The 20,704-nt window shown below is 70.8% G+C and carries 15 protein-coding genes; 4 read left to right on the forward strand and 11 right to left on the reverse strand.

Going from position 1 to position 20,704, the window contains the following annotated elements:
* From ACGFYV_RS13955 to ACGFYV_RS13965, 3 genes are all read right to left on the reverse strand, one after another.
* On the reverse strand, positions 1-301 hold a 301-nt coding region (locus tag ACGFYV_RS13955; protein ID WP_393878594.1), incomplete at its 3' end, for a hypothetical protein.
* A 262-nt stretch (positions 302-563) separates the two neighbouring features.
* Positions 564-1,340, reverse strand: coding sequence for a TIGR03936 family radical SAM-associated protein (locus ACGFYV_RS13960; protein ID WP_393878595.1), 777 nt, complete (start codon positions 1,338-1,340; stop codon positions 564-566).
* Positions 1,341-1,386: 46 nt separating this feature from the next.
* Positions 1,387-2,478: a hypothetical protein gene (locus tag ACGFYV_RS13965; protein ID WP_393878596.1), complete on the reverse strand. Its 1,092-nt coding sequence runs from the start codon at positions 2,476-2,478 to the stop codon at positions 1,387-1,389.
* A 374-nt stretch (positions 2,479-2,852) separates the two neighbouring features.
* Between ACGFYV_RS13965 and ACGFYV_RS13970 the strand changes: the two genes are divergently transcribed.
* Complete coding sequence (locus ACGFYV_RS13970; protein ID WP_393878597.1) at positions 2,853-3,839, forward strand: hypothetical protein; 987 nt, start codon at positions 2,853-2,855, stop codon at positions 3,837-3,839.
* A gap of 95 nt (positions 3,840-3,934) precedes the next feature.
* Here the strand turns inward: ACGFYV_RS13970 and ACGFYV_RS13975 are convergent, their stop codons facing one another.
* Positions 3,935-5,323 (reverse strand): glycosyltransferase family 39 protein, encoded by a 1,389-nt coding sequence (locus ACGFYV_RS13975; RefSeq protein ID WP_393878598.1) that lies wholly within the window; start codon positions 5,321-5,323, stop codon positions 3,935-3,937.
* Between the two features lie 322 nt (positions 5,324-5,645).
* Here ACGFYV_RS13975 and ACGFYV_RS13980 point away from each other — a divergent pair, with 322 nt between their 5' ends.
* The gene (locus ACGFYV_RS13980; RefSeq protein WP_393878599.1) at positions 5,646-6,752 is read left to right on the forward strand and encodes a glycosyltransferase; all 1,107 of its coding nucleotides are present in this window, start codon (positions 5,646-5,648) and stop codon (positions 6,750-6,752) included.
* 33 nt (positions 6,753-6,785) lie between these two features.
* Here the strand turns inward: ACGFYV_RS13980 and ACGFYV_RS13985 are convergent, their stop codons facing one another.
* From ACGFYV_RS13985 to ACGFYV_RS14000, 4 genes are all read right to left on the reverse strand, one after another.
* Positions 6,786-9,452 carry an amino acid permease gene (locus ACGFYV_RS13985; protein WP_393878600.1) on the reverse strand — a complete coding sequence of 889 codons (2,667 nt, stop codon included), beginning with the start codon at positions 9,450-9,452 and terminating at the stop codon, positions 6,786-6,788.
* Positions 9,453-9,549: 97 nt separating this feature from the next.
* Positions 9,550-10,770, reverse strand: a complete 1,221-nt coding sequence (locus tag ACGFYV_RS13990; protein ID WP_393878601.1) for a cytochrome P450 — start codon at positions 10,768-10,770, stop codon at positions 9,550-9,552.
* A 33-nt stretch (positions 10,771-10,803) separates the two neighbouring features.
* Positions 10,804-12,195, reverse strand: coding sequence for an NAD(P)/FAD-dependent oxidoreductase (locus tag ACGFYV_RS13995; RefSeq protein ID WP_393878602.1), 1,392 nt, complete (start codon positions 12,193-12,195; stop codon positions 10,804-10,806).
* The gene (locus tag ACGFYV_RS14000) at positions 12,192-12,437 is read right to left on the reverse strand and encodes a ferredoxin (protein ID WP_393878603.1); all 246 of its coding nucleotides are present in this window, start codon (positions 12,435-12,437) and stop codon (positions 12,192-12,194) included. Before ACGFYV_RS14000 ends, ACGFYV_RS13995 begins: the two co-directional genes overlap by 4 nt.
* 487 nt (positions 12,438-12,924) lie before the next feature.
* On the opposite strand from ACGFYV_RS14000, the gene ACGFYV_RS14005 reads away from it, so the two are divergent.
* A complete protein-coding gene (locus tag ACGFYV_RS14005) occupies positions 12,925-13,764 on the forward strand; it encodes an SDR family oxidoreductase (RefSeq protein WP_393878604.1) in 840 nt (279 codons plus the stop codon).
* Between the two features lie 150 nt (positions 13,765-13,914).
* On the opposite strand, the gene ACGFYV_RS14010 is transcribed toward ACGFYV_RS14005, so the two are convergent.
* From ACGFYV_RS14010 to ACGFYV_RS14020, 3 genes are all read right to left on the reverse strand, one after another.
* Positions 13,915-15,732, reverse strand: a complete 1,818-nt coding sequence (locus ACGFYV_RS14010; RefSeq protein ID WP_393878641.1) for a glycoside hydrolase family 15 protein — start codon at positions 15,730-15,732, stop codon at positions 13,915-13,917.
* 99 nt (positions 15,733-15,831) lie between these two features.
* Positions 15,832-16,602, reverse strand: coding sequence for a DUF2182 domain-containing protein (locus ACGFYV_RS14015; RefSeq protein ID WP_393878605.1), 771 nt, complete (start codon positions 16,600-16,602; stop codon positions 15,832-15,834).
* Positions 16,599-17,213 carry a DUF1326 domain-containing protein gene (locus ACGFYV_RS14020; protein ID WP_393878606.1) on the reverse strand — a complete coding sequence of 205 codons (615 nt, stop codon included), beginning with the start codon at positions 17,211-17,213 and terminating at the stop codon, positions 16,599-16,601. Before ACGFYV_RS14020 ends, ACGFYV_RS14015 begins: the two co-directional genes overlap by 4 nt.
* A 321-nt stretch (positions 17,214-17,534) precedes the next feature.
* Here ACGFYV_RS14020 and ACGFYV_RS14025 point away from each other — a divergent pair, with 321 nt between their 5' ends.
* Positions 17,535-20,684 carry a phosphocholine-specific phospholipase C gene (locus ACGFYV_RS14025; protein ID WP_393878607.1) on the forward strand — a complete coding sequence of 1,050 codons (3,150 nt, stop codon included), beginning with the start codon at positions 17,535-17,537 and terminating at the stop codon, positions 20,682-20,684.
* Positions 20,685-20,704 lie beyond the last annotated feature (20 nt).

Consider the following 20,704-nt stretch of genomic DNA (forward strand, 5'->3'; position numbering starts at 1 on the left):
CCCCGGTCGGCGCGGAGACGCGGCGGGTGGCCCGGCGGCGGGTGCGGCCGGCGGGCGCGGGCTCCTCGGCGGCGGGTGCCGTCACGGCCTCGGCCTGGGCCTTCTTGTCGGCCTCCGCGGCCACGGCGCTCTCGTCCACTGCGGCGGCCGGTATGGCCGGCGCGGTGGACTCGGCGGACGCCTCGGCGCCGACGGGCGGGCCCGCCGGGCGGGAAGCGGCACGGCGACGCCTGCGCGGCGGCAGGGTGTCGCTGGGTGTGTTGAGTTCGGAACCCTCGTTGGGTTCGGTCGGCTCGAGCATGCGGGCGTTTCTCCCGTCAGGCCCCCGGGCGCCGCACCTGGTCCGGCGTCGGCCTCGAAGGGCCGTCCGCCGTTGACGTCCGCGGCCCGCGCGATGCGCGGTGGCCGCCGTCCGGGGCGCGGGCGCCGCACGGGAGCACTCTGTGTCCTGTCTCGCCGGTTCCGTACGCCTTGTCGGTACGGCCTGGCGAAAGTCTTCTGGTCGGTGCGCTGCCCGACCCAGGTGGCTCCCGAGTACGAGGGCTGCGCTACGACGTCCGTCCTTACGCGGAGCCTTCCGGCGTCGGCGCCGTCGCGGCGGCGGCCGGTGCGGCCATCTGGGCCTCGGCAGCCTCGCGGTCGGGCGCGAGCGGGTCGGTCACCGTGCCGGTCTCTTCATCGAACAGCCCCTGCGCCAGCCTGGTCACCGCTGCGGGGACCGGCGGCGCCAGGTCGGCCACGGCGCGGAGACCGGACAGGACGTCGTCGGGTCGTACGGCAGGCGTCACGTGCCGAACAACCAGCCGCAGTATCGCACAGGGCTGGTCGGTCGGCCTATCAGCAGGGGAACCGGGCATCTCCAACCGGACGACGGCCGAGCGGGCGTCGAAGGTGCGGACGCCGTTCTTGGTCGTGCGCTGGACCTCGACGGTGTCGGCCTCGATGAAGGCCTTCACCGCGCGCGCGGCGTCGACCGGGTCGACCCCGTCCAGCCGCAGCTCCCAGACGGAGGCCGTGAGCCGGTCGGCGAGTCCCGAGGTCCGTGCCTCGACCGCGTCGACGACGTCGAGCCCGGTGGGCAGCGACTCGTCGAGCAGGACGCGCAGGGTCTCGGGGTCACGCGGCGCGGTCAGCGCGATCTCCAGGTACTCCGCCTCACTGCCCGTGCCGGTGGGTGCGGCATTGGCGTACGACACCTTCGGGTGCGGCGTGAATCCGGCCGAGTAGGCCATGGGCACCTCGGCGCGGCGCAGCGCACGCTCGAAGGCGCGCTGGAAGTCTCGGTGGCTGGTGAACCGGAGGCGGCCGCGCTTGGTGTAGCGCAGTCGGATGCGCTGCACCGCGGGTGCGGGCGGCGGGCCTTCGGGCTGTCGCTTGCCCAGTGTCCTAGTCCTTCGTGAGAGCGGTCGTACTGCTACCAAGAGTACGTGTCTCGCGCCCCGAGGGTTCCCGATGGTCCGCCGCGACCGGCTGCCGGGGCTCGCCGAAGAGCATCCTGCGGATGTCGGCGCGGGTCTGCCGCACGGTCGCGCGGGCGGCGGCCAGCGTCTGCCGGACGACCCGGCCCGCGGCGCGCGCCGCCTGCGCCGCGGGGCGCAGGACGACGTCCCGCAGGACGTGTCCGACGGGGGTGAGGACCGTGCGGTACATCCAGCGCAGCGGCTCCACGAAGATCCACCGGAAGAGGGTCGCGAGGGCCCGTCCGACGGCGCGCGAGAGGCGGCCGGCGATCCGCCAGGCGTGCCCGAGAGCGTCCCCGACCTCCCGGGCGACGACGGCGAGCGCCCGTCCGAGGGGCACGAGGACCCAGCGCCACAGGGCGAGGGCGGGCAGGACGAGGAGGACGCGGGCGGTCCAGTACAGGACGACGCCGATCGCGGTGACGACGGCGCCCACGACCCGGGCCAGGGCCCGCCCGACGGGGGCGAGGACCCGGTCGTACAGCCATCGCGCGGGGACGACGAGCAGGTACCGCGCCAGCCAGGCCACGGCGGCGTACACGCCCGCGCCGGCGGCGGCGAGCAGGAAGCCGACTCCCTTGAACAGCCAGGCGATCCCCCGGCCGACCGGTGCGAGCACGCGCGCGTACAGCCGTTCCAGACCGGCCCCGATCCCGCGCGCGATCCGGGCGAGAGCGCGGCCGATCGGGGTCAGTACATACGTGTACAGCCACCGCAGCGGCACGACGAGGAGGACGTACCCGAGCCACCCGAGAGCCCCCGCGACGGGCACGAGGACCCAGCGCCACAGGGCCCGCAACGGCCACACGAACACCGCCCACCCGAGCCACGCCAGCGCGCGCCCCACCGGCCGCAGCACGCTGCCGTACAGGAACCGCCCGACGACGACCAGTGCGTCCCACGCCATCCGCACCGGCACCACCAGCACGAGGACGACGATCCGCACCGGGATGCGGACGGCGACGGCGAGGCACCCTTCGGGGTACTGCGGCGGGGGTGTGGGCTTCTGGAGGTCCATACCGGCTCAGACGCACGTCACGCACACATGGATGCACACCCATACATTGCGATTCGGGCACGTCATGCACCGAAATAACGTTTCCCCGCAAGGAGATGCCGCCACCACACCAATTCGATGGGGCGGAATTTACTTTACCTTAAAATCAAACGGCGAATTACTTTTCGCGCCGTACCGAAGCCCGCCAAATTTCCGTCAGTTACTCCGACTTGATTACCCCCATTCGGCTCGACTGATTAATCCAATCTTTAGTCCATTCCATGGACAAATGCGGCGCGTTCCGCCGGGACACACCCACCGACCCGTGGTGCACGGTCCAACCTCGCTCTGGGATTCGGGACATCACCCGAACCGGACGAGCAAGGAGCACGTTGATGAGTCCTGAGTACAGGACGTCATCGCGACTCGGGCCGCTGGCGCGAGCCAGGTTCAAGAAGGCCGGCATGGTGGCGTCGATGACGCTGGTCGTCGCAGTCGGCCTGGCGGGCCCTGCCACCGCGGCCGCCCAGTCCGTGACCGCGCCATCGAGCGGGAGCAGCGGCTACGGCGGCGGTGACGACAACTGCAAGAACGACGACAAATCCATCCACTCAGCCCTCAAGTCCCTTATGGGCAAGTACGGGTACGGCGGAGACGACGGTCACAAGGGTTGTAAGGGCGCCACCGGTCCCACCGGTCCCACCGGACCCACCGGACCCACCGGCGACACGGGCGCCACCGGCGACACGGGCGCCACCGGCGACACCGGAGCGACCGGCGGCACCGGAGCGACCGGCGGCACCGGAGCCACGGGAGGTACTGGCGCCACGGGCGACACCGGAGCGACCGGCGCAACGGGAGGCACCGGGGCCACCGGAGCGACCGGCGACACCGGAGCAACGGGAGGTACTGGCGCCACGGGCGACACCGGAGCCACAGGCGCAACGGGCGCCACCGGGCCGTCGGTTTGCTCCGACATCGACGCCACGCTCGACTCGTCGAACTTCGAACTCCGGGGCGCGCTGACCCCCGACGGGATCACGTATGCGGGCATCCGGGACAACCGGGGGAGCAACCCCACGCCCGACTTCCTGTGGACAGACCTCAGCGGCAACACCGGTTACCCCGATGGGAGGACCAACCCGGACGACGGCGGGAGAAATGTAGGCTTCCCGTGCGGGGTCTCGATCTCCGAGCACAGCCAGAGTGCGGGCATCGACGTCGATGTCGTGACCACCACTGGACAGGTCTGGGAGACACCCTGCACCGAGGACAACAACGACGGCGGCCCGGCGCACCTGGTCTGCGACCAGCCGTGGGTCGAGGTCAACCGTCAGCCGGAGGCCGGCGCATCGAACGGCGGCAGGGTCCCCGGAGCGTAACCGGTACCTGACGCACGCGGGTCGATGACACACAAAGGGGCGTCCGACGGGTCGTAACAGACCGCCGGACGCCCCTAGTGGAATTTCGGATCGGGCTACTTCTTTTCCTTGCGTACGAGCAGGCTCACCGTCATTCCCGTCACCGACGCACTCTTGGACAACGTGTACCGGCTCTGCAATGCCATCGACTCGCCCGGGTCGATGGCGCTCAAGGGGAACTCGTTGCCCTGGGTCAGCAGCCAGATGCGCTGCTCGCCCTTGAGGCACCGGGCAGCGGGGGAGCATTCGACCGCGTAGAGGTCGTTGATCGCGGCCGGCGTCCTGGCCAGGAAGACATCACGCAGCTTCAGGTCGCGGGGCAGGTAGTACTGGACTCCGCTGTCGAGCTTCCAGGTACGGAAGCGGTCGTAGACAGCGGCGTCTCCGGGCCGGTAGCCCTGCTTGATCACGTCGGCCGCCGCCGCGTAATCGACAGGTGCGAATCCCACGTCGTGCGCGAGCGGCTCCCGCACACGTCCCTGGTCGGGCAGCGCGAGGACGGCCAGCGTCACGAGGAAGATCGCGTCGGCCTTCCTGGAACGGGAGACCGCGGCGAGGCCGGCGCCGGCGAGGAGCACCCAGGCCGGCAGGGTGAACAGGATGTAGACGTTCCGCCAGTAGGAGACCTCGCCGTGAGAGGCGAGCCAGACGAGCACGGGGGGCAGCAGGGCCCAGGTGCCGCACAGGAGCAGGGGGCCCTTGCGCGACGAACGGGCCGCGAAGGCAAGGGAGATCAAGGCTCCAGCACACAGGGCCGAGGCGAAGACCTGGGTCACGAGGGGCGGAATATCCCAGATGCCGGGCTCCGCGACCCAGTACAGCTGGCGTTTCGCCTGGGACCGGCCGAGCAGGAGAACCGGGGTGACGCACGCGGCGACGGCTGTCAGGGCGAGGGCGGACTTCCACCACGGGGAGCGGTCCAGGTTCTGCCGCACATGGCCCGCGATCAGGCACAGGTGGGCGAGGACGACGGACAGCGCGATCAGGTGGAGCAGTCCGACAAAGGCCAGCGCGAGCGCGTAGGCGGCCCATCGCCAGGGACTGCGGTCGTTGTCCAGCACTCGGAGCAGCAGGAGCGTCGCCAAGGAGACGGCGAAAATCACCAGCGCGTAGCTTCGGGCCTCCTGCCCGTACCGGCTCACCGCCGGCACCAGCGCGAAGAGAATGCCGGCGAGAATTCCGGCCCGGTATCCGAAGAGGCGGCGGCCGATGAGACTCACCACGGATGCGGCTCCGGACGCGGCGACCGCGGTGGGAAATCGCAGGGAAAATACGGAATCCCCGAAGACCCCCACCCACAGGTGCATCAGCAGATAATACGTGCCGTGCACGGCGTCGACATTCTGGAGAGTGGCGAGGATCTGGCCGGTGCTGCGATTCACCATGCCCCAGGTGACCAGCTCGTCCCGGCCCAGCACCGGGAAGGTCAACTCGTAGCAGGTCACAGCCAGAGTGAGGACGAACGGCCACAACCACAACCCCGTCCGACGATACGGCGATCCGTTCGCGTCGGCGGTCCGGGTTTCTTCGCGTGGTGACGGCAGCGGCGCGGTAATTACCATGAAAATCTCCCATGGCCGGCAGCAGGAACTGCTCCCTTATACACAGGCGCGGGCAGTCGACACGGAAGGCGGGTCGAGGCGCCACCTGTACGAGTGTCAAGAATTTCGCTGCGGTCCTTGCATGGAGTTTCCGGACTCACTAGAGTCACTGCCCGATCCTTTTCATTACAGAAAAGAAAAAGTCATGAAAACGGTCTGCCTCAATATGATCGTCAAGAACGAGGCGCATGTGATCCGCCGCTGCCTCGACACCGTTCGCCCCCTGATCGACACCTGGGTGATCCTCGACACGGGCTCGACCGACGGCACCCAGGACGTCATCCGCGAGGCGCTCGCCGACCTGCCAGGGACCCTGTACGAGAGCCCCTGGAAGGGCTTCGACCTGAGCCGCAGCGAGGCGATCGACCTGGCCCGGGACCGGGCCGACTACCTCTTCTTCATCGACGCCGACGACGTGTTCGAGACGGACGCCGGCTTCACGAAGCCGGACCTGACCCACGACGCCTACGACGTCCAGCTGCGCCACGGCTCTCTCGTCCACTGGCGCCCTGCGCTGGTGTCGACCCGTCTCCCCTGGCGGTACGTCGGTGTGCTGCACGAGTACCTGGAGTGCGACACCCGGTTCGACCGGGTGCCCTTCGAAGGCGGGCGCATCGTCACCGTGGGCGGCGGCGGACGTCTCAAGGACGGTCAGCGGCAGAAGTATCTCCGCGACGCCGCGATCCTCAAGGACGGGCTCGTCAAGGAGCCTGACAACGCGCGTTACGTCTTCTACCTCGCCCAGAGCTGGCGCGACGCCGGCGAGCCCGCGAAGGCGCTCGCCTCGTACGACCGGCGGGCGACCATGGGCGGCTTCGCCCAGGAGGTGTTCTGCTCCAAGCTCTACGCCGCCCGGCTGGCGCTGCAGCTCAAGCGCCGGATGCCCGAGGTCATGTCGCGTTTCCTGGAGGCGCACGAGTACCGGCCCACCCGGGTCGAGGCCCTCGGTGAGCTGGCACGCATCTGCCGGATGAACGGGCAGCGCTGGCCCCTCGCCTACATGTTCGCGCGGCGCGCGGTGGAGATCCCGCAGCCGGACGACATCCTGTTCGTGGAGAAGGGCTGGTACGACTGGCGTGTGCTGGACGAGCTGGCGGTCTCGGCATACTGGGTGGGTGCGTACAAGGAGTCGCTGGAGTGCGCCGAGAGACTCCTCGACGACGGCAAGCTGCCCGAGGAACATCGCGGGCGCGTCATCGAGAACAGGGACTTCGCACGCTCCAAGATGCGCCTGACCACGGGAGCGACGGCACGGAAACTCGCCAGTGCCTGACCCCGCGCCGCCGGCCGCCGCGGTCCCGCGGGGCTACTGGTCGTCCGCCTGCGGGAGATCCTGCTCGGCCCAGATGGTCTTGCCGGTCGACGTGTAGCGCGTGCCCCAGTGGTGGGTCATCTGGGCGATGATGAACAGGCCCCGGCCGCCCTCGTCGTCGCTCGCGGCGTGCCGCAGGTTGGGTGTGGTGTGGCCGGTGTCGGAGACCTCGCAGATCAGGGTCCGGTCGCGGATCAGGCGGACCTGGATCGGGCCGCCGACGTAGCGGATGGCGTTGGTGACCAGTTCGCTGACGATGAGTTCGGTGGTGAACGCCAGGTCCTCCAGCCCCCACTCGCCGAGCTGCTTGCTGGCGGCGGTGCGGATGGTGCCGACCGCCGCCGGGTCGGCGAGCAGCGCCCACTCGGCGAACAGGTTGCGGTCGAGCATGTGGGTGCGGACGAGGAGCAGCGTCGCGTCCACGTCCACCGGTCCGGGCAGCAGGGTGGCCACCGCGTGGTCGCACAGCTCGTCCAGGGAGCCGTCGTCGCGGGCGAGGACCTCGGACAGCTTCGCGAGCCCGGCGTCACGGCCGTCGGCCGCCTGGAGGAGGCCGCCGGTGAGCAGGGCGACGAGTGTGCCCGGCGCGAGTTTCACATCCATGCACTCGTAGGGCACGCCGCCGAATCCCAGTGGCGGTCCGGCCGGCAGTTCCGGGTATTCGACGGCATGCGTGTGGGGGGCGACGAGCGCCAGCACCGGCTCTCCGGCCCGCGCCATGCTGCACCATCCGGTGACGGGGTCGTACACCGCGTACAGGCAGGTCACGCCCAGGGCCGCGTCGGCGTGCAGCCGCACGTGCCCCGCACCGCGGTGCCCCGGGCCATGGACGGTCGCGCCGCGGTCGGTCGCTCCCTCCTGCATGGTCTGCTCGACCAGGTCGTCCAGGCGGAAGAGCAGTTCGTCCGGGGTGAGGTCCAGCCGGGCCAGGACGCGCACGCCCGTGCTCAGGCGTCCCATGGTGGCCGCGGCGCGCATACCGTGACCGAGTACGTCCCCGACGACGAGGCCGACCCGGCTGCCGGAGAGGGGGATGACGTCGTACCAGTCGCCGCCCACCCCGGAGCCGCTGTCGGCGGGCAGATAGCGGCTGGCCGAGTCGACGGCGGCATGCGTGGGCAGGCTGCGCGGCAGCAGGCTGCGCTGGAGTTTGAGGGCCACGCTGTGGCCGCGGGTGACCACCGGCATCAGTACGAGGCCGATCAGCAGGGCGCCCAGGCCGAGGACGGTGACCCCGCCGGTCCTTCCGACCAGCGGCAGGTCGACGGAGGTGGCGCCGTAGTGGGGGTTCGCGTAGACGACGAAGGCGGCGTAGAGGAACAGCGCGACCATGATCAGCCCGCCGAGTCCCGGCAGCACGCCCTTGCAGATCAGGTCTTTCGGGCTGCGGGTGAGGACCTTGCGGTGGTACCAGACGCAGGCGAAGCCGGTCAGTCCGTACTGGAACGCGATCGCGAGACCGACCGAGTCGACCGAGTCGACCAGGATGTTCATGCTGAAGGCCGTCAGCAGGAGCAGCAGGGCGATCGCGGCCACGCCCATGCCGAGGGTCGCCCAGGTCGGGGTGAGAAACCTGCGGTGGATCCGGGCGAACCGGGCGGGGACGGCCTTGTGGACCGCCATCGAGAAGACGGTCCGCGCCAGGGGCAGGATCGTGGTCTGGGCGGAGGCGAGCGCGGAGGTCAGCACCATCAGGATCAGCAGCCGGGCCAGGAGGATCCCCGTGCCGTCGCCGCCGAACACGGCCGCGCCCAGCCCGGCGAACACGTTGTCCGCGTTGTCCACGTTGGCGAGCCCCACGCCCGTGGTGCCGACCCCCGCGAACGACTGCGCCGCGGTGGACACCAGCGCGTACATGGCCAGGAGCAGCACCGTGGACAGGACCGCGGCGCGTCCGGGGATGCGCGTGCTGTCGACGGTCTCCTCGTTGACGGAGAACGCGGTGTCCCAGCCCCAGTAGATGAAGACGCCCGCGAGGACACCCGAGGTCAGGGCGCTCATCGAGGGCACCTCGAAGGGGTTGAACCAGGAGGCGGAGACATGGATCGCCGCCGCGGGAGGGTCGGTGTAGACCCTGACGAGCGCGGCGACGGCGAGCACGAGCAGCATCGCCACTTCCAGGCACAGCAGCCAGCGCTGGACGGCCGTCGAGAACGCGATGCCGACGTAGGAGATCGCGGTGACCACGGCGATCCAGACGACGCCCAGCACGGTCGTCCACAGCCGGTCCTGCGCCAGTGCGACCTGTCCCACCAGTCGGTAGCCGTAGGTGGCGGCGATCTCGGCGAGGCTCGCCATGACGATGACGTCGGCGACGACCAGTCCCCAGCCGCCCATCCAGCCGGTGCGCGGTCCGAAGGCGCGGGTGGCCCAGGTGAAGGTGGTCCCGCAGTCGGCGTTGCTCGCGTTGAGCTCCCGGAAGGCGTAGGCCACCAGGAGCATCGGGACGAACGCCAGGATGATGACGATCGGCGCCTGCAGTCCGACCCGGGCCACGATGATGCCCAGCGTGGCGGCGAGGCTGTACGCCGGGCCGGTGGAGGCGAGGCCCATGACGACCGAGGAGAACAGGCCCAGGGCGTCCTTCTTGAGCCCCTTGCGGCCGGGGCCCGTACCCGGCGCGGGACGACCCGCCGACACTCCACCGCCGAAGAGCCTCACACTTGATTCCAACGCCGGGCCGCCGCCCTTCGCAACAGCGCGCGACCGGGACCGGTCCGCCGCCCGCGACCACACGCCCGGCACGGAAGGCGGGTCCTCAACCGGCGCTCCGCTCGACGCGCAGATGGACCGGACCGCGGAGCACGGGGCTCGGCCGGTACGGCGGCGGGTCGGCGACGAGCCTCGGCCGGTCGAGGCGGCGTGCCAGTTCGCCCAGCCCGATCTGGGTCTCCCGGCGCGCCAGCGGTCCGCCGAAGCACAGGTGGATGCCGCTGCCGAAGCCGAGGTGCTGGTTGTCACGCCGGTCGGGGTCGAAGCGGTCCGGGTCGTGGAAGCGGTCCGGGTCGCGGCTGCCCGAGGCCAGCATCAGCATGATCCGCGAGCCCTTGGGGATGACGGTGTCGCCGACGGTGATCTCGCTGTACGCCGCCCGCCAGGGAACGATGTGCACGGGGGGTTCGTACCGCAGCAGTTCCTCGACCAGCGGCACGACCAGACCCGGTTCCTCGCGCAGCCGCCGCAGCACCTGCGGGTGGCGCAGCAGTGTCAGCATGCCGTTGGTGATGAGGTTGACGGTGGTCTCGTGGCCGGCGATCAGCAGCAGGTTGGCGGTGGAGACGATCTCGTCGTCGGTCATCCGCCCGTCGGGCCCGTCGTCGTTGGCCAGCCGTGACAGCAGGTCGTCGCCCGGCCTGCCGTGGCGTTGCTCCACCAGAGCGCCGAGGTACTGGCGCAGGTCCTTGCGAGCCTGTACGCCCTTGTCCAGTTTCTCCTTCGGGTCGGTCTCGGGGTCGTAGTCGATCGCGTTGATGATGTCGTTCACCCACAGGTGGAAACGCGGTTCGTCCTCGCGCGGCACGCCGAGCAGATGGCAGATCACCGTGACGGGGAACGGGTAGGCGAAGTCGTCGACGATGTCGATCTGCGCCTTGCCCGCGAAGCCGTCGATCAGGCCGCTGACCGTGCGGGCCAGATCGGGTTCCATGCCGGTCACGAGTCCCGGGGTGTGCGGCGGGCCGAAGTGGCGCATCGCCATGCGCCGCAGCCGGTCGTGCTCGGGCGGGTCGAGGTTGATGAACGGCGGCGTCGCCTGGTCCTCGGCTCCCGCCGTCGGGTTCGAGAGATTGCGGGTGTCCGAACTCAGCTGCGGGTTGTGCAGCAGGTCGGTGATCTCGCGGTAGGTGCTGACGACATAGCTGCCGTCCTCCTGCCGGGCCACCGGTGTCCTGCGCAGTTCGGCGTACAGCGGGTACGGATCGGCCCGGGAGGAGTAGTCGAGGATCCGGCGGAGCGTGTCGGGCGTCTCGGTCGTGGTCATCCCGCTTCCCTCCTGGTCATCCCGCTTCCCTTCCTAGCGATGCTGGTGCACGGCCGTGACCCGCCGCTCACCGGGGTCGTGTCCGGTGACGACCACGGTGGCGCCCTGGGCGAGCAGGGTGGGGCCGGGGAAGTCGACGGGCACCGGTTTCATGTCGGCGGGCTGGTCGGGTGTGGGGCACGGCGGCGGGAAGGGGGCGGCCGTCTCGATCAGCCGCCGGTAGTGGTCCAGCCACTTCGCGTTGTTGAAACTGACCGCCGCGGTGACGCGGCCCCGGTAGCCGTACGCGGCGACGAAGCGGCGGTCGGCCACCGAGCCCTGGGTGACGACCACTTCGTCGGCGAAGGTCGGCACGCCGACGGACTTGATGTTGACCCCGAACTGGATCGACCAGAACAGCGGGATGGACAGGTGGGGCCAGCGGTCCGCCTGCGGGCTGACCATGTTGTGCGCCGCGACCTCGGCCTGCTCCACGGCGTTGGCCCAGTGCTCCAGCGAGATGAGCCGGTACTCGTAGATCGGGTTCGGGCAGCGTGCCACGTCTCCGGCGGCGAAGACGTCGTCGGTGACCAGGCCGTTGAGGTCGAGGGCCCGGCAGCCCGTGTCGCACGCGATTCCCCAGACGCCCGCCGCCAGGCCCGAGTCCCGTAGCCACTCGGTGTTGCGGATGCCCCCGAGTGCGACCACGGCCACGTCGGCGTCGATCGTGCTGCCGTCGTCGAAGTGAGCACGGCGAAGCCGCCCCTGCGCATCGCCCTCCAGCCGGGTGACCTTGACACCGCAGCGCAGGTCGACGCCATGAGCGCGCTGCATGTCCGCCGCTACCTCACCGACCATGGCGCCGAGCGCCCCGACCAACGGGGACGGCGCGAGTTCGGCGACGGTCACCGGGATGTCCCGTTCACGGCAGATGGAGGCGATCTCGGAGCCGGTGAATCCGGCGCCGATGACCAGGACGCGGGAGGGCCCGGCGGCGAGGGCTCGCTGCAGTCCCTCGGCGTGTTCGCGCGTGCGCACGACGAACACCCCGTCCAGGGCGGCCTCGCTCTCGACGAACCAGGGCCGGGCCCGGACCCCGGTGGAGATCAGCACCCGGTCGAAGGGAATCTCGCGGCCGTCGGCGAGGCGTACGAGATCGGCCGCAAGGTCGAGCCCGGTGGCGGGCACGCCCAGCAGCCACCGCGCATCGATGTCACGCCGTCGCGGCAGTCCGGTGTCCCCGGCCGGCACCCATCCGGTCAGTACCTGCTTGGACAGGGGAGGCCGGTCGTAGGGCTCGCACGATTCGTCGCCGATCATGGTCAGCGATCCGGTGAAGCCCTCGCCGCGCAACGCCTCCGCGGCCCGCAGTCCCGCCAGGGACGCCCCGACGACCACGATGCGGCCGTCGCGCTTGAACGCCTGCAGATTCTCGGCGCTGGTCATGCCGGCGACGCCTCCACCGGTGCGTCCCGCACCACCTGTCCCTCCCGCCCCTCCAGGCGGTCGACCAGGATCGCCTGGACCGGGCAGGCCGCCGCGGCGCGCAGCACCTGGTCGCGCCGGACGTCGTCGGGGTTCGGGTCGTACATCAGCGCTTCCTCACCGTGCATCCGGAAGGCGTCCGGAGCCAGAAAGGCGCACTGCGCATAGCCTTCGCACCGGGAAAGATCAACGACAACTCTCATCCCGACCTCCGCGGGGAGTGCGAGGTGCGGATCCCGAAGCCGGCGCGCTCCTGCGGCACGCGACGCGCGGCACTGGCCGGCGGAACAGGCCGGAGGGGAAGGATCCAGCCGTCGCCCACCTCTGCGAACCGCGAGGGGATGCACCGCGCCTCTCGGGTCTCCGCAGCACGAACTGCGTGAACTGCACGAACTGCTCGTCGCGTACGACGCGACCGGGGGCTGCGAAACCGAGTGGAGATCCTGACGTTCCTACGCAGAAGCCTATCCCGGTCGTATGTCACCGGCACCTCGGACCGGGAGGCCCTGCCGAGGTGCCGGTGGCCACCGGGCCCGCGTCGCCACCAGGACCGGGCGCCCTCGATCGATCGGCGCAATCCGCTCGCGCCCGAGGTGTGGCCCAGGCGTCCGGATGATTCGGTGGCGACAGGAGTCCGGGCCCGCACGAGGTTCGTGAGGCCGGCCGTTCGAGTCGAGGAGGAGAATCGGCGTGAGCGTGACTCAGGGAGCCCCGCAGCAGGTCATTCCCGCACATCTGCTGAAAGGGCAGAAGGCGCTCGTCACCGGGGCGAACTCGGGCATCGGCAAGGCGACGGCCATCGGCCTGGGACGCGCCGGAGCCGACGTGGTCGTGAACTACGTCGCCGGGCGCGAGGAGGCCGAGCAGGTGGTCGAGGAGATCTCCGGCTTCGGTGTGCGCGCGGCGGCGTACGAGGCCGATGTGTCCCGGGAGGACCAGGTCGTCGCGATGGTCGAGCGGATGGTCCAGGAGTTCGGGACCATCGACATCCTCGTGGCCAACGCCGGGCTGCAGCGTGACGCGCCGTGCACCGAGATGACGACGGCCCAGTGGCAGAAGGTGCTGGACGTCAACCTCACCGGCCAGTTCCTGTGCGCGCGGGAGGTGACGAAGGAGTTCCTGAGGAGGGGGGTCGTCCCCGAGGTGTCGCGCGCGGCCGGGAAGATCATCTGCATGAGTTCGGTCCACCAGGTCATCCCCTGGGCCGGTCACGTCAACTACGCGGCCTCGAAAGGCGGTGTGCAGATGATGATGGAGACGCTCGCCCAGGAACTCGCGCCCCACCGCATCCGGGTGAACGCGATCGCCCCGGGAGCCATCAGGACACCCATCAACCGCAGCGCCTGGGACACCGACGACGCCGAGAAGGATCTGTTGCGGCTGATTCCCTACGGGCGCGTCGGTGATCCGGAGGACATCGCCTACGCGGCCGTCGGGCTCGCCTCGGACCTCATGGACTACGTGGTGGGCAGCACGCTGTACGTGGACGGCGGCATGACGCTCTTCCCCGGTTTCGCCACCGGCGGCTGAACACCGGTCGCTGAACCGTGTCGCTCAGTCACGGATGCCCAGACGCGGATGCCCAGACGCGGATGCCCAGTGGCGGATGCCCAGACGCGGATGCCCAGACGCGGATGCCCAGTGGCGGATGCCCAGACGCGGATGCCCAGTGGCGGATGCTCAGTCGCGCTGCCGGTCGAGGGCGTCGTCCAGGGTGGTGGCGGCCATGATCAGCGACAGATGCGTGAAAGCCTGCGGGAAGTTGCCCAGCTGCTCGCCGCTGGGGCCGATCTCCTCGGCGAACAGGCCCACGTGGTTGGCATAGGTCTGCATCTTCTCGAAGGCGTAGCGCGCCGGACGGATCCGCCCGGCGCGGGCGAGGGCGTCCACGTAGAGGAAGGTGCAGAGACTGAACGTGCCCTCCGAGCCCCGCAGGCCGTCCGGGGAGGCCGCGGGGTCGTAGCGGTAGACGAGGCTGTCCGACACCAGCGTGCGTTCCATCGCGTCCAGGGTCGACAGCCAGCTCTCCGTTCTGGGCGCGAGGAACCCGACGCGCGGAATCAGCAGCAGCGAGGCGTCGAGGACGTCGCTCCCGTAGTGCTGGACGAGGGCCTGCTCCTTGTCGTTCCAGCCCCGCTCCATCACCTGCTCGAGGATCGCGTCGCGCGCCGCGGTCCAGCGAGGAGCGTCGGCGGGACGGCTGTGCTCTCTCGCCAGGCGCAGCCCCCGGTCGAAGGCCACCCACTCCATCACCCGGCTGAAGGTGAAGTCCTGGCGCCCGCCACGGGTCTCCCAGACGCCCTCGTCCGGACGGTCCCAGGAATCGGCCAGCCGGTCCAGCGTCCGCGCGACGTTCTTCCAGCCGTGGTAGCTGCCCGCCTGGGCGACATCGCGCCCCTCCGACAGGCCGTAGAGCGCTTCCCCGTAGATGTCCAGCTGAAGCTGATCGGCCGCCGCGTTCCCCGCCCGCACCGGATGCGAACCCCGATAGCCCTCGAAGTGCGGGAGGACCTCTTCCCGCAGCTCCGGGTCCCCGTCGACGCGATACATGATCTGCAGCGGCTCGCCGTCGACACCCTCACGGGCCTGGAGTCGGTCGCTCAGCCAGTGCGTGAACTGCGCCGCCTCCTCGGCGAACCCGAGGTCGAGCAGGGCGCGCACGGACAGGGAGCCGTCCCGGACCCAGGTGTAGCGGTAGTCCCAGTTGCGCTCGCCCCCGATCTGCTCGGGCAGGCCCATGGTGGCTGCGGCGACGGGAGCGCCGGTGGGCGCGTAGGTGAGGAGTTTGAGCGTGATGGCCGAGCGGTGCACCACACCCGGCCACCGGCCGCGGTACCGGGAGGAGCGCACCCAGCGCTGCCAGAACTCCACGATGTCCCAGAAGCGTTCCAGCGCGCTGCCCGTGGTGATCGGCGGCGGGGTGTCACCCTCGGGTCCGCCGACGGTGAACGCCGCCGCGGCCACCTCACCGGAGCGCAAGGTGACCTCGCCCCGCACATCCGCGCCGTCCTGCCGCAGGGGAAAGGTGCTCTGCAGATGTGCGGTGGTGTCCGGCGCCCGGAACGTGGCGGTGCCGTCCCGCATGTCGAGACGGTGGGTGGCGCGGCCGTAGTCGAAGCGCGGACGGCACTCCAGAGCGAAGCGCACCGTTCCGCGCACCGCCCGCACGCCGCGCATCAGCACATGCCGGTCCGTGGGGGTGCCGGTGCGATCCACCGGCATGCAGTCGAAGACCTCGCCGACCCCGTCCGGTGACATGAAGCGCGTGACCAGGACCGCGGTGTCGGGATAGTAGAGCTGCTTGCAGGTGGTGTTCCGGTCTTCCGGCGCGAACAGGAAGTAGCCGCCGCGGTCGTGGTCGAGCAGGGCGGCGAAGACGCTGGGCGAGTCGAACCGGGGCGCCGCGAACCAGTCGACGACCCCCTCGGACGAGATCAGAGCGGCGGTCTGCAGGTCGCCGACCAGTCCGTGATCGGCGATGGGCGGGTAACGGTCCATGATCATCTCGCTTCCCGGATGCCCGGCATTCCTGCACTCCCGGATGCACGGCACTCCCTGCACTCCCGGATGCCCGGCATTCCTGTGTTCCCGCATTCCTCACATACCGCTCATGCCGCCCATACCGCCACCGGTGAGGCCCGGAGCCAGCGCCGGGACCCAGAAGACGGCGACGGCCAGGGCGATCGAGGTGACACCCACGGCACGGGCCACCAGGTGGCCGGCCGGAGCGAGCTTCTCGACGGCGATCACGGCGGCCAGTGCCACCATGGCCCACAGGTTCATCAGACCGAACGCCGCCAGCAGCAGCATGAGCGACCAGCAGCAGCCCAGACAGAAGGCACCGTGATGGGCTCCCGCACGCACGTCGCGCGAGGCTCGCGGGTACGAGGCGTAGCGGAGCATCAGCCCGACCGGCGAGCGGCACTTCGCCAGACAGCGGTCCTTGAGGGGCGTGAGCTGGTAGACGCCGCTGATCGCGAACACGGCCGCGGCCACCGTGCTCCCCGCCCAGGCGGGGAGGGCCGCCGCCCGGCCCAGGCCCCCGGCCAGCGCGTACGCCGGCAGCCCGGCCGCGACCCAGACGAGCAGGTAGGCGACGGTGAAGACGGCCATGCGCCCCGGCCGGTGCACGGTGATGGTGCGTGCGTACAGCGCGGCGACGGGCGCCGTGGAGGGCAGCATCATCGCGGCCATCATCAGCGTCCACGCGACCAGGAAGGCGGGCAGTCCCAGGCCCATGGTGCCGGTCGTCACCGGCATGCCGCCCCAGCGTGTCACCACCCAGCTCCAGGCGGCGGCTGCCACGACCAGCAGGAGCCCGGCGGGCAGGAGCACCCCGCGGCGGCCGGTGAGCGGCCCGTCGGTCATGCGGACCACGTGAAGGGCGCCGAGTGTCCGTTGCTGCCGGTGAAGTCCCAGGACCGGCCGTACACCCCGGAACCCGTCGCCCGGGTGGACCGGGCGATCGTCAGCGTGCTGCTCACCGGGTGGAACATGCCGGTCAGGCCCATCACCGGACCGTCCTCGCCGAACTGCGGGGCGATCTGGTCGTCGATCTCGATGTCGATGGCGTCGCCCACCCGCACGGCGTGGTGGCGGCCGTCGTCGCGGTAGTCGATGGGGACCCGCTCCACGCCGAGGACCTCGCCGATGAGCGGAGTGAGCGCCGCCATCGGCCCGCCGGCCTGGCCGGAGAAGACGTCGCCCAGCGCCTCCGCCTGGTTGTCGTCTGCCGAGGCGTCGACGTAGAGCGCGACCTGCCAACCGCCCTCGGCCATCACCTGGGGTGCGTCGATGAAGACGGCGACACTGCGGTCGGAGACGTCCACGCCGTTCACGGACCCGCTGTCCACGTGGAACGCGAAGGTCACCTGGCAGCGCTCGTGATCGGCCGGTGCGGTGAGGCCCGAGGTGGTGCAGGGGCACACCACGTCACAGTTGCAGCTCTCCAGGTACGTTCCGCTCAGGTTCCAGGGCATTCTTCCTCCCTGTCTCGCGTCCCCCCTCGACGTTCCGAATGTCCGAGGATGTTCCACCTCGCCCCGAAGTCGCTTGTTCCAGGCTATTCCTGACAGCCCCTGTCCCGCAGAGTGGCGCCGCCCGCGCACCCGGTTTCTTTCGCCACCGTCCGTCACCCTCCGTCACCGCGTCGCCGTCGCGCGTCGCGGCCACTGGCGGTGCCCTACGGATCGACGTCATGGGAACTTCACTCGCCTCTCCGACACCGGCCACTTCAGTCTCGTATCCATAACGGGTCTGGACCAAGAGCTCGGAACCGCACCGTCGTTGGAGGCACCCCCGTGAACCCCGAACCCCACAGACCCGCCCGGACCACCCCGCAGACCACCGCCCAGACCGCCGTGTCCCGCCGTACGCTGCTCGGCGGCGCCGTGGCCGCGGGGGTGCTGGCCTCGCTGCCGCTGAGCCTGCGCACCGCGCTCGCCGCGCCCGCGCGCCCCGGCAAGCTGGAGGACATCCAGCACGTCGTGATCCTGATGCAGGAGAACCGCTCGTTCGACCACTACTTCGGCACGATGCAGGGCATCCGCGGCTTCGGGGACCGCGCCGCCGTGCGCGGCGCGAACGGTCTGCCCGTCACGCACCAGCCCGACCCGTCGCGCCCGGAGGGCTGGCTCGCGCCGTTCGCCATGAACGCCGCGCACACCAACGCCTACCAACAGGGCGCCGCCGCCTTCGGGTTCGGCGACTCGATGAACGCCCGCAACGACGGCATCGCCGACGGCTACGTGACCCGGCGCGGCAGCGGCTGGCTCGGCCAGGGCTACTACGAGCCCGCCGACATGCCGTTCTACAACGCGCTCGCGTCCGTCTTCACCGTCTGCGACCACTACTACTGCTCGGTCGAGACCAGCACCAACCCCAACCGCGAGCACCTGATGTCGGGCACCAGCGGCGGCACCGTGCGCGACGTCGCCGTCGTCGACAACCAGGAGCCCGGCTTCGAGTGGACGACGTACGCCGAGCGCCTCGAAGCCGCCGGGATCTCCTGGAAGACGTACCAGGCGCAGGAGAACTTCGACGACAACGCGCTCGCCTGGTTCACGACGTTCCGGGCGGCCAGGCCGGGCGAGCCGCTGTACGAGCGCGGCATGAAGCGGGTCGGCGACCCGGCGCAGGCCAAGAACCCCTGGGCGATGGGTGACGCGCTGGTCGCCGCGTTCGCCGAGGACGTACGCGGCGACGCGCTGCCGCAGGTGTCGTGGATCGTGGCGCCGGCCGCCCTGTCCGAGCACGCCAGCTACGCGCCGCCGGACGGCGAGGACCTGAGCGCGCGCCTGCTGGCGGCACTCGCCGACCACCCGGAGGTCTTCGAGAAGACCGCCTTCATCCTCAACTACGACGAGCACGGCGGCTTCTACGACCACCTGCTCCCGCCCGTGCCGCCGCTGGCCGAGGGACGCGGCAAGTCGAACGTCTCGCCCGACGGCGAGGTCGTCGTCCGCGTCCAGAAGGGCACCTCGTCCTTCTACCGGCCCGTCAACCAGCAGGGCCAGTACCGGGTCAAGGCCGCCGACGGGACGCTGAGCTGGAGCGACACCCTGCCCGACGGCGAGAGCCGGACCGCCGGCCCGTTCCCGCTCGGGCTCGGCATGCGCGTGCCGATGATCGTCGTCTCGCCGTGGACGCGCGGCGGCGCCGTCGCCTCGACCGTGTACGACCACACGTCCGTGATCCAGTTCCTGGAGCAGCGGTTCGGCGTGCACGAGCCGAACATCAGCCCCTGGCGCCGTGAGGTCACCGGCGACCTGACGGAGATCTTCGACTTCTCCGGCAAGGAACCGGACTGGCCCACGCTCCCCGACACCAGCGGCAACCGGCAGAAGGTCATCGACACCGGCAAGCTGCCCGCCCCCACCGTGCCCAGGCCGCAGGCCCCGCCGCGCCAGCAGCGCGGCACCCGCACCGCCCGCCCGACCCCGTACCACCTGCACCTCAAGGCCCGGGTCCGGGACGGCAGCCTGACGCTGGACCTCGCCAACCGGGGCACCCAGGGCGCCGTGTTCGCCGTCTACCCGGAGCCGGGCACGGCGCCCCGCCACTACACGCTGGCCGCGCGCACCAGGCTGTCCGACGTCTGGCCCGTCGACGACGGCCACGACCTGCGCGTGCACGGCCCGAACGGCACCCTGTGGCACCTGCGCGGCGACGCGGCGGGATCGTACGACGCCTCCTTCGAGCTCGCCGACGACGGCCGCAGCGCGCAGGTGCACGTCGGCAACCGCTCCCGTACGACGCGCACGTTCGCCGTCGGCGACCTCGCCTACGGCGGCGGGGTGCGCGAGATACGCGTGCCGGGCGGCGCCGAACGCACCGTCGACGTGCCGGTGGGGCAGGAGGGCTGGTACGACCTCGGTGTCGCGGTGTACGGCGAGCCCGGTTTCCGGCGCCGGTTCGCGGGCCGGGTGCCGAGCCGCGGGCCGGGCGTCACCGACCCGGCGATGGGGCTGCCCGACGCGCTCACCGTCACGGTCACGCTGGGCGCCGCGTCGAGCACGATCGACGAGGCGATCCTCGTGCCCGGCAGGCCGGCCCGGCTGCGCGCCCGGTTCACCGCGGACGCGACGGACGTGACGTCGCTGGCCGTGTCGCCCCTGCTGCCCGCGGGCTGGAAGGTCACGGAGATCACGGCCGCGCCCACGAGCCTGACGGCCGGCGCCTCCGCGACCGCCGAGTGGCAGGTCGACGTGCCCGCCGGCCTGTCGGCGACCGACGCCCACCGCCTCCTGGTCACCGCCACCGCCGTTTGCGGCCGGCGGTTCGTGCTGGCCGACGGCGAACTGAGCGCCCGTACCGCACCGAACATGACGGGCCATCTCCTCGACGAGGACTTCGAGTCGCTCGCGGACGCCCTCACCCCGGTCTCCGGTGTCATCGGCTGGACGGCCCAGGCCCCGAAGGGCTGGTCGGTCGTCAACGCCCCCGGCATGCCGCAGGGCACGGTCCGCCTGCAGGGCTGGACGTTCCACACCAAGCGCGCCTGGTCGCCCGCCGGGCAGGACCGCGGGAACTTCTCGCGCGCGCTCGGGGTCGTCGCGGTCGCCGACCCGGACGACTGGGACGACACCGGATCACCGTCCAGTAAGGGGAAGTTCGACTCGACGCTCGTCTCCCCCGCCGTCACCGTCCCGTCCGGCACACAGAAGCTGTACGTCTCCTTCGACTCCCACTACCGGCAGGAGGCCCCGCAGAAGGCGTCCCTGACCGCGGTGTTCGACACCGGCGAGGAAGTGCGCCTGCTGTCCTACAGCTCCGACGCCACCGGCAACGACAACGCCGGCCACGACGTCGAGAACACCCACGTCACCAAGGAACTGACCCCGCCGGCGGGCGCGCGGACGGTGACGCTGAAGTTCCGCGTGTACGACGCCGGCAACAACTGGTACTGGGCCGTCGACCACGTCCGCATGGACGACAAGCCCCTCGTCTAGCCGTGTCCCGATCCGCGCCC

This window comes from Streptomyces sp. NPDC048297, assembly GCF_043201585.1.
Taxonomy (GTDB): domain Bacteria; phylum Actinomycetota; class Actinomycetes; order Streptomycetales; family Streptomycetaceae; genus Streptomyces.

Bases quoted from the DNA above. Each gene is read 5' to 3' on its own strand.
- ACGFYV_RS13965 (WP_393878596.1), bottom strand. From the start codon at position 2,478: ATGGACCTCCAGAAGCCCACACCCCCGCCGCAGTACCCCGAAGGGTGC.
- ACGFYV_RS13970 (WP_393878597.1), top strand. From the start codon at position 2,853: ATGAGTCCTGAGTACAGGACGTCATCGCGACTCGGGCCGCTGGCGCGA.
- ACGFYV_RS13980 (WP_393878599.1), top strand. From the start codon at position 5,646: ATGATCGTCAAGAACGAGGCGCATGTGATCCGCCGCTGCCTCGACACC.
- ACGFYV_RS13990 (WP_393878601.1), bottom strand. From the start codon at position 10,770: ATGACCACGACCGAGACGCCCGACACGCTCCGCCGGATCCTCGACTAC.
- ACGFYV_RS13995 (WP_393878602.1), bottom strand. From the start codon at position 12,195: ATGACCAGCGCCGAGAATCTGCAGGCGTTCAAGCGCGACGGCCGCATC.
- ACGFYV_RS14000 (WP_393878603.1), bottom strand. From the start codon at position 12,437: ATGAGAGTTGTCGTTGATCTTTCCCGGTGCGAAGGCTATGCGCAGTGC.
- ACGFYV_RS14010 (WP_393878641.1), bottom strand. From the start codon at position 15,732: ATGGACCGTTACCCGCCCATCGCCGATCACGGACTGGTCGGCGACCTG.
- ACGFYV_RS14015 (WP_393878605.1), bottom strand. From the start codon at position 16,602: ATGACCGACGGGCCGCTCACCGGCCGCCGCGGGGTGCTCCTGCCCGCC.
- ACGFYV_RS14020 (WP_393878606.1), bottom strand. From the start codon at position 17,213: ATGCCCTGGAACCTGAGCGGAACGTACCTGGAGAGCTGCAACTGTGAC.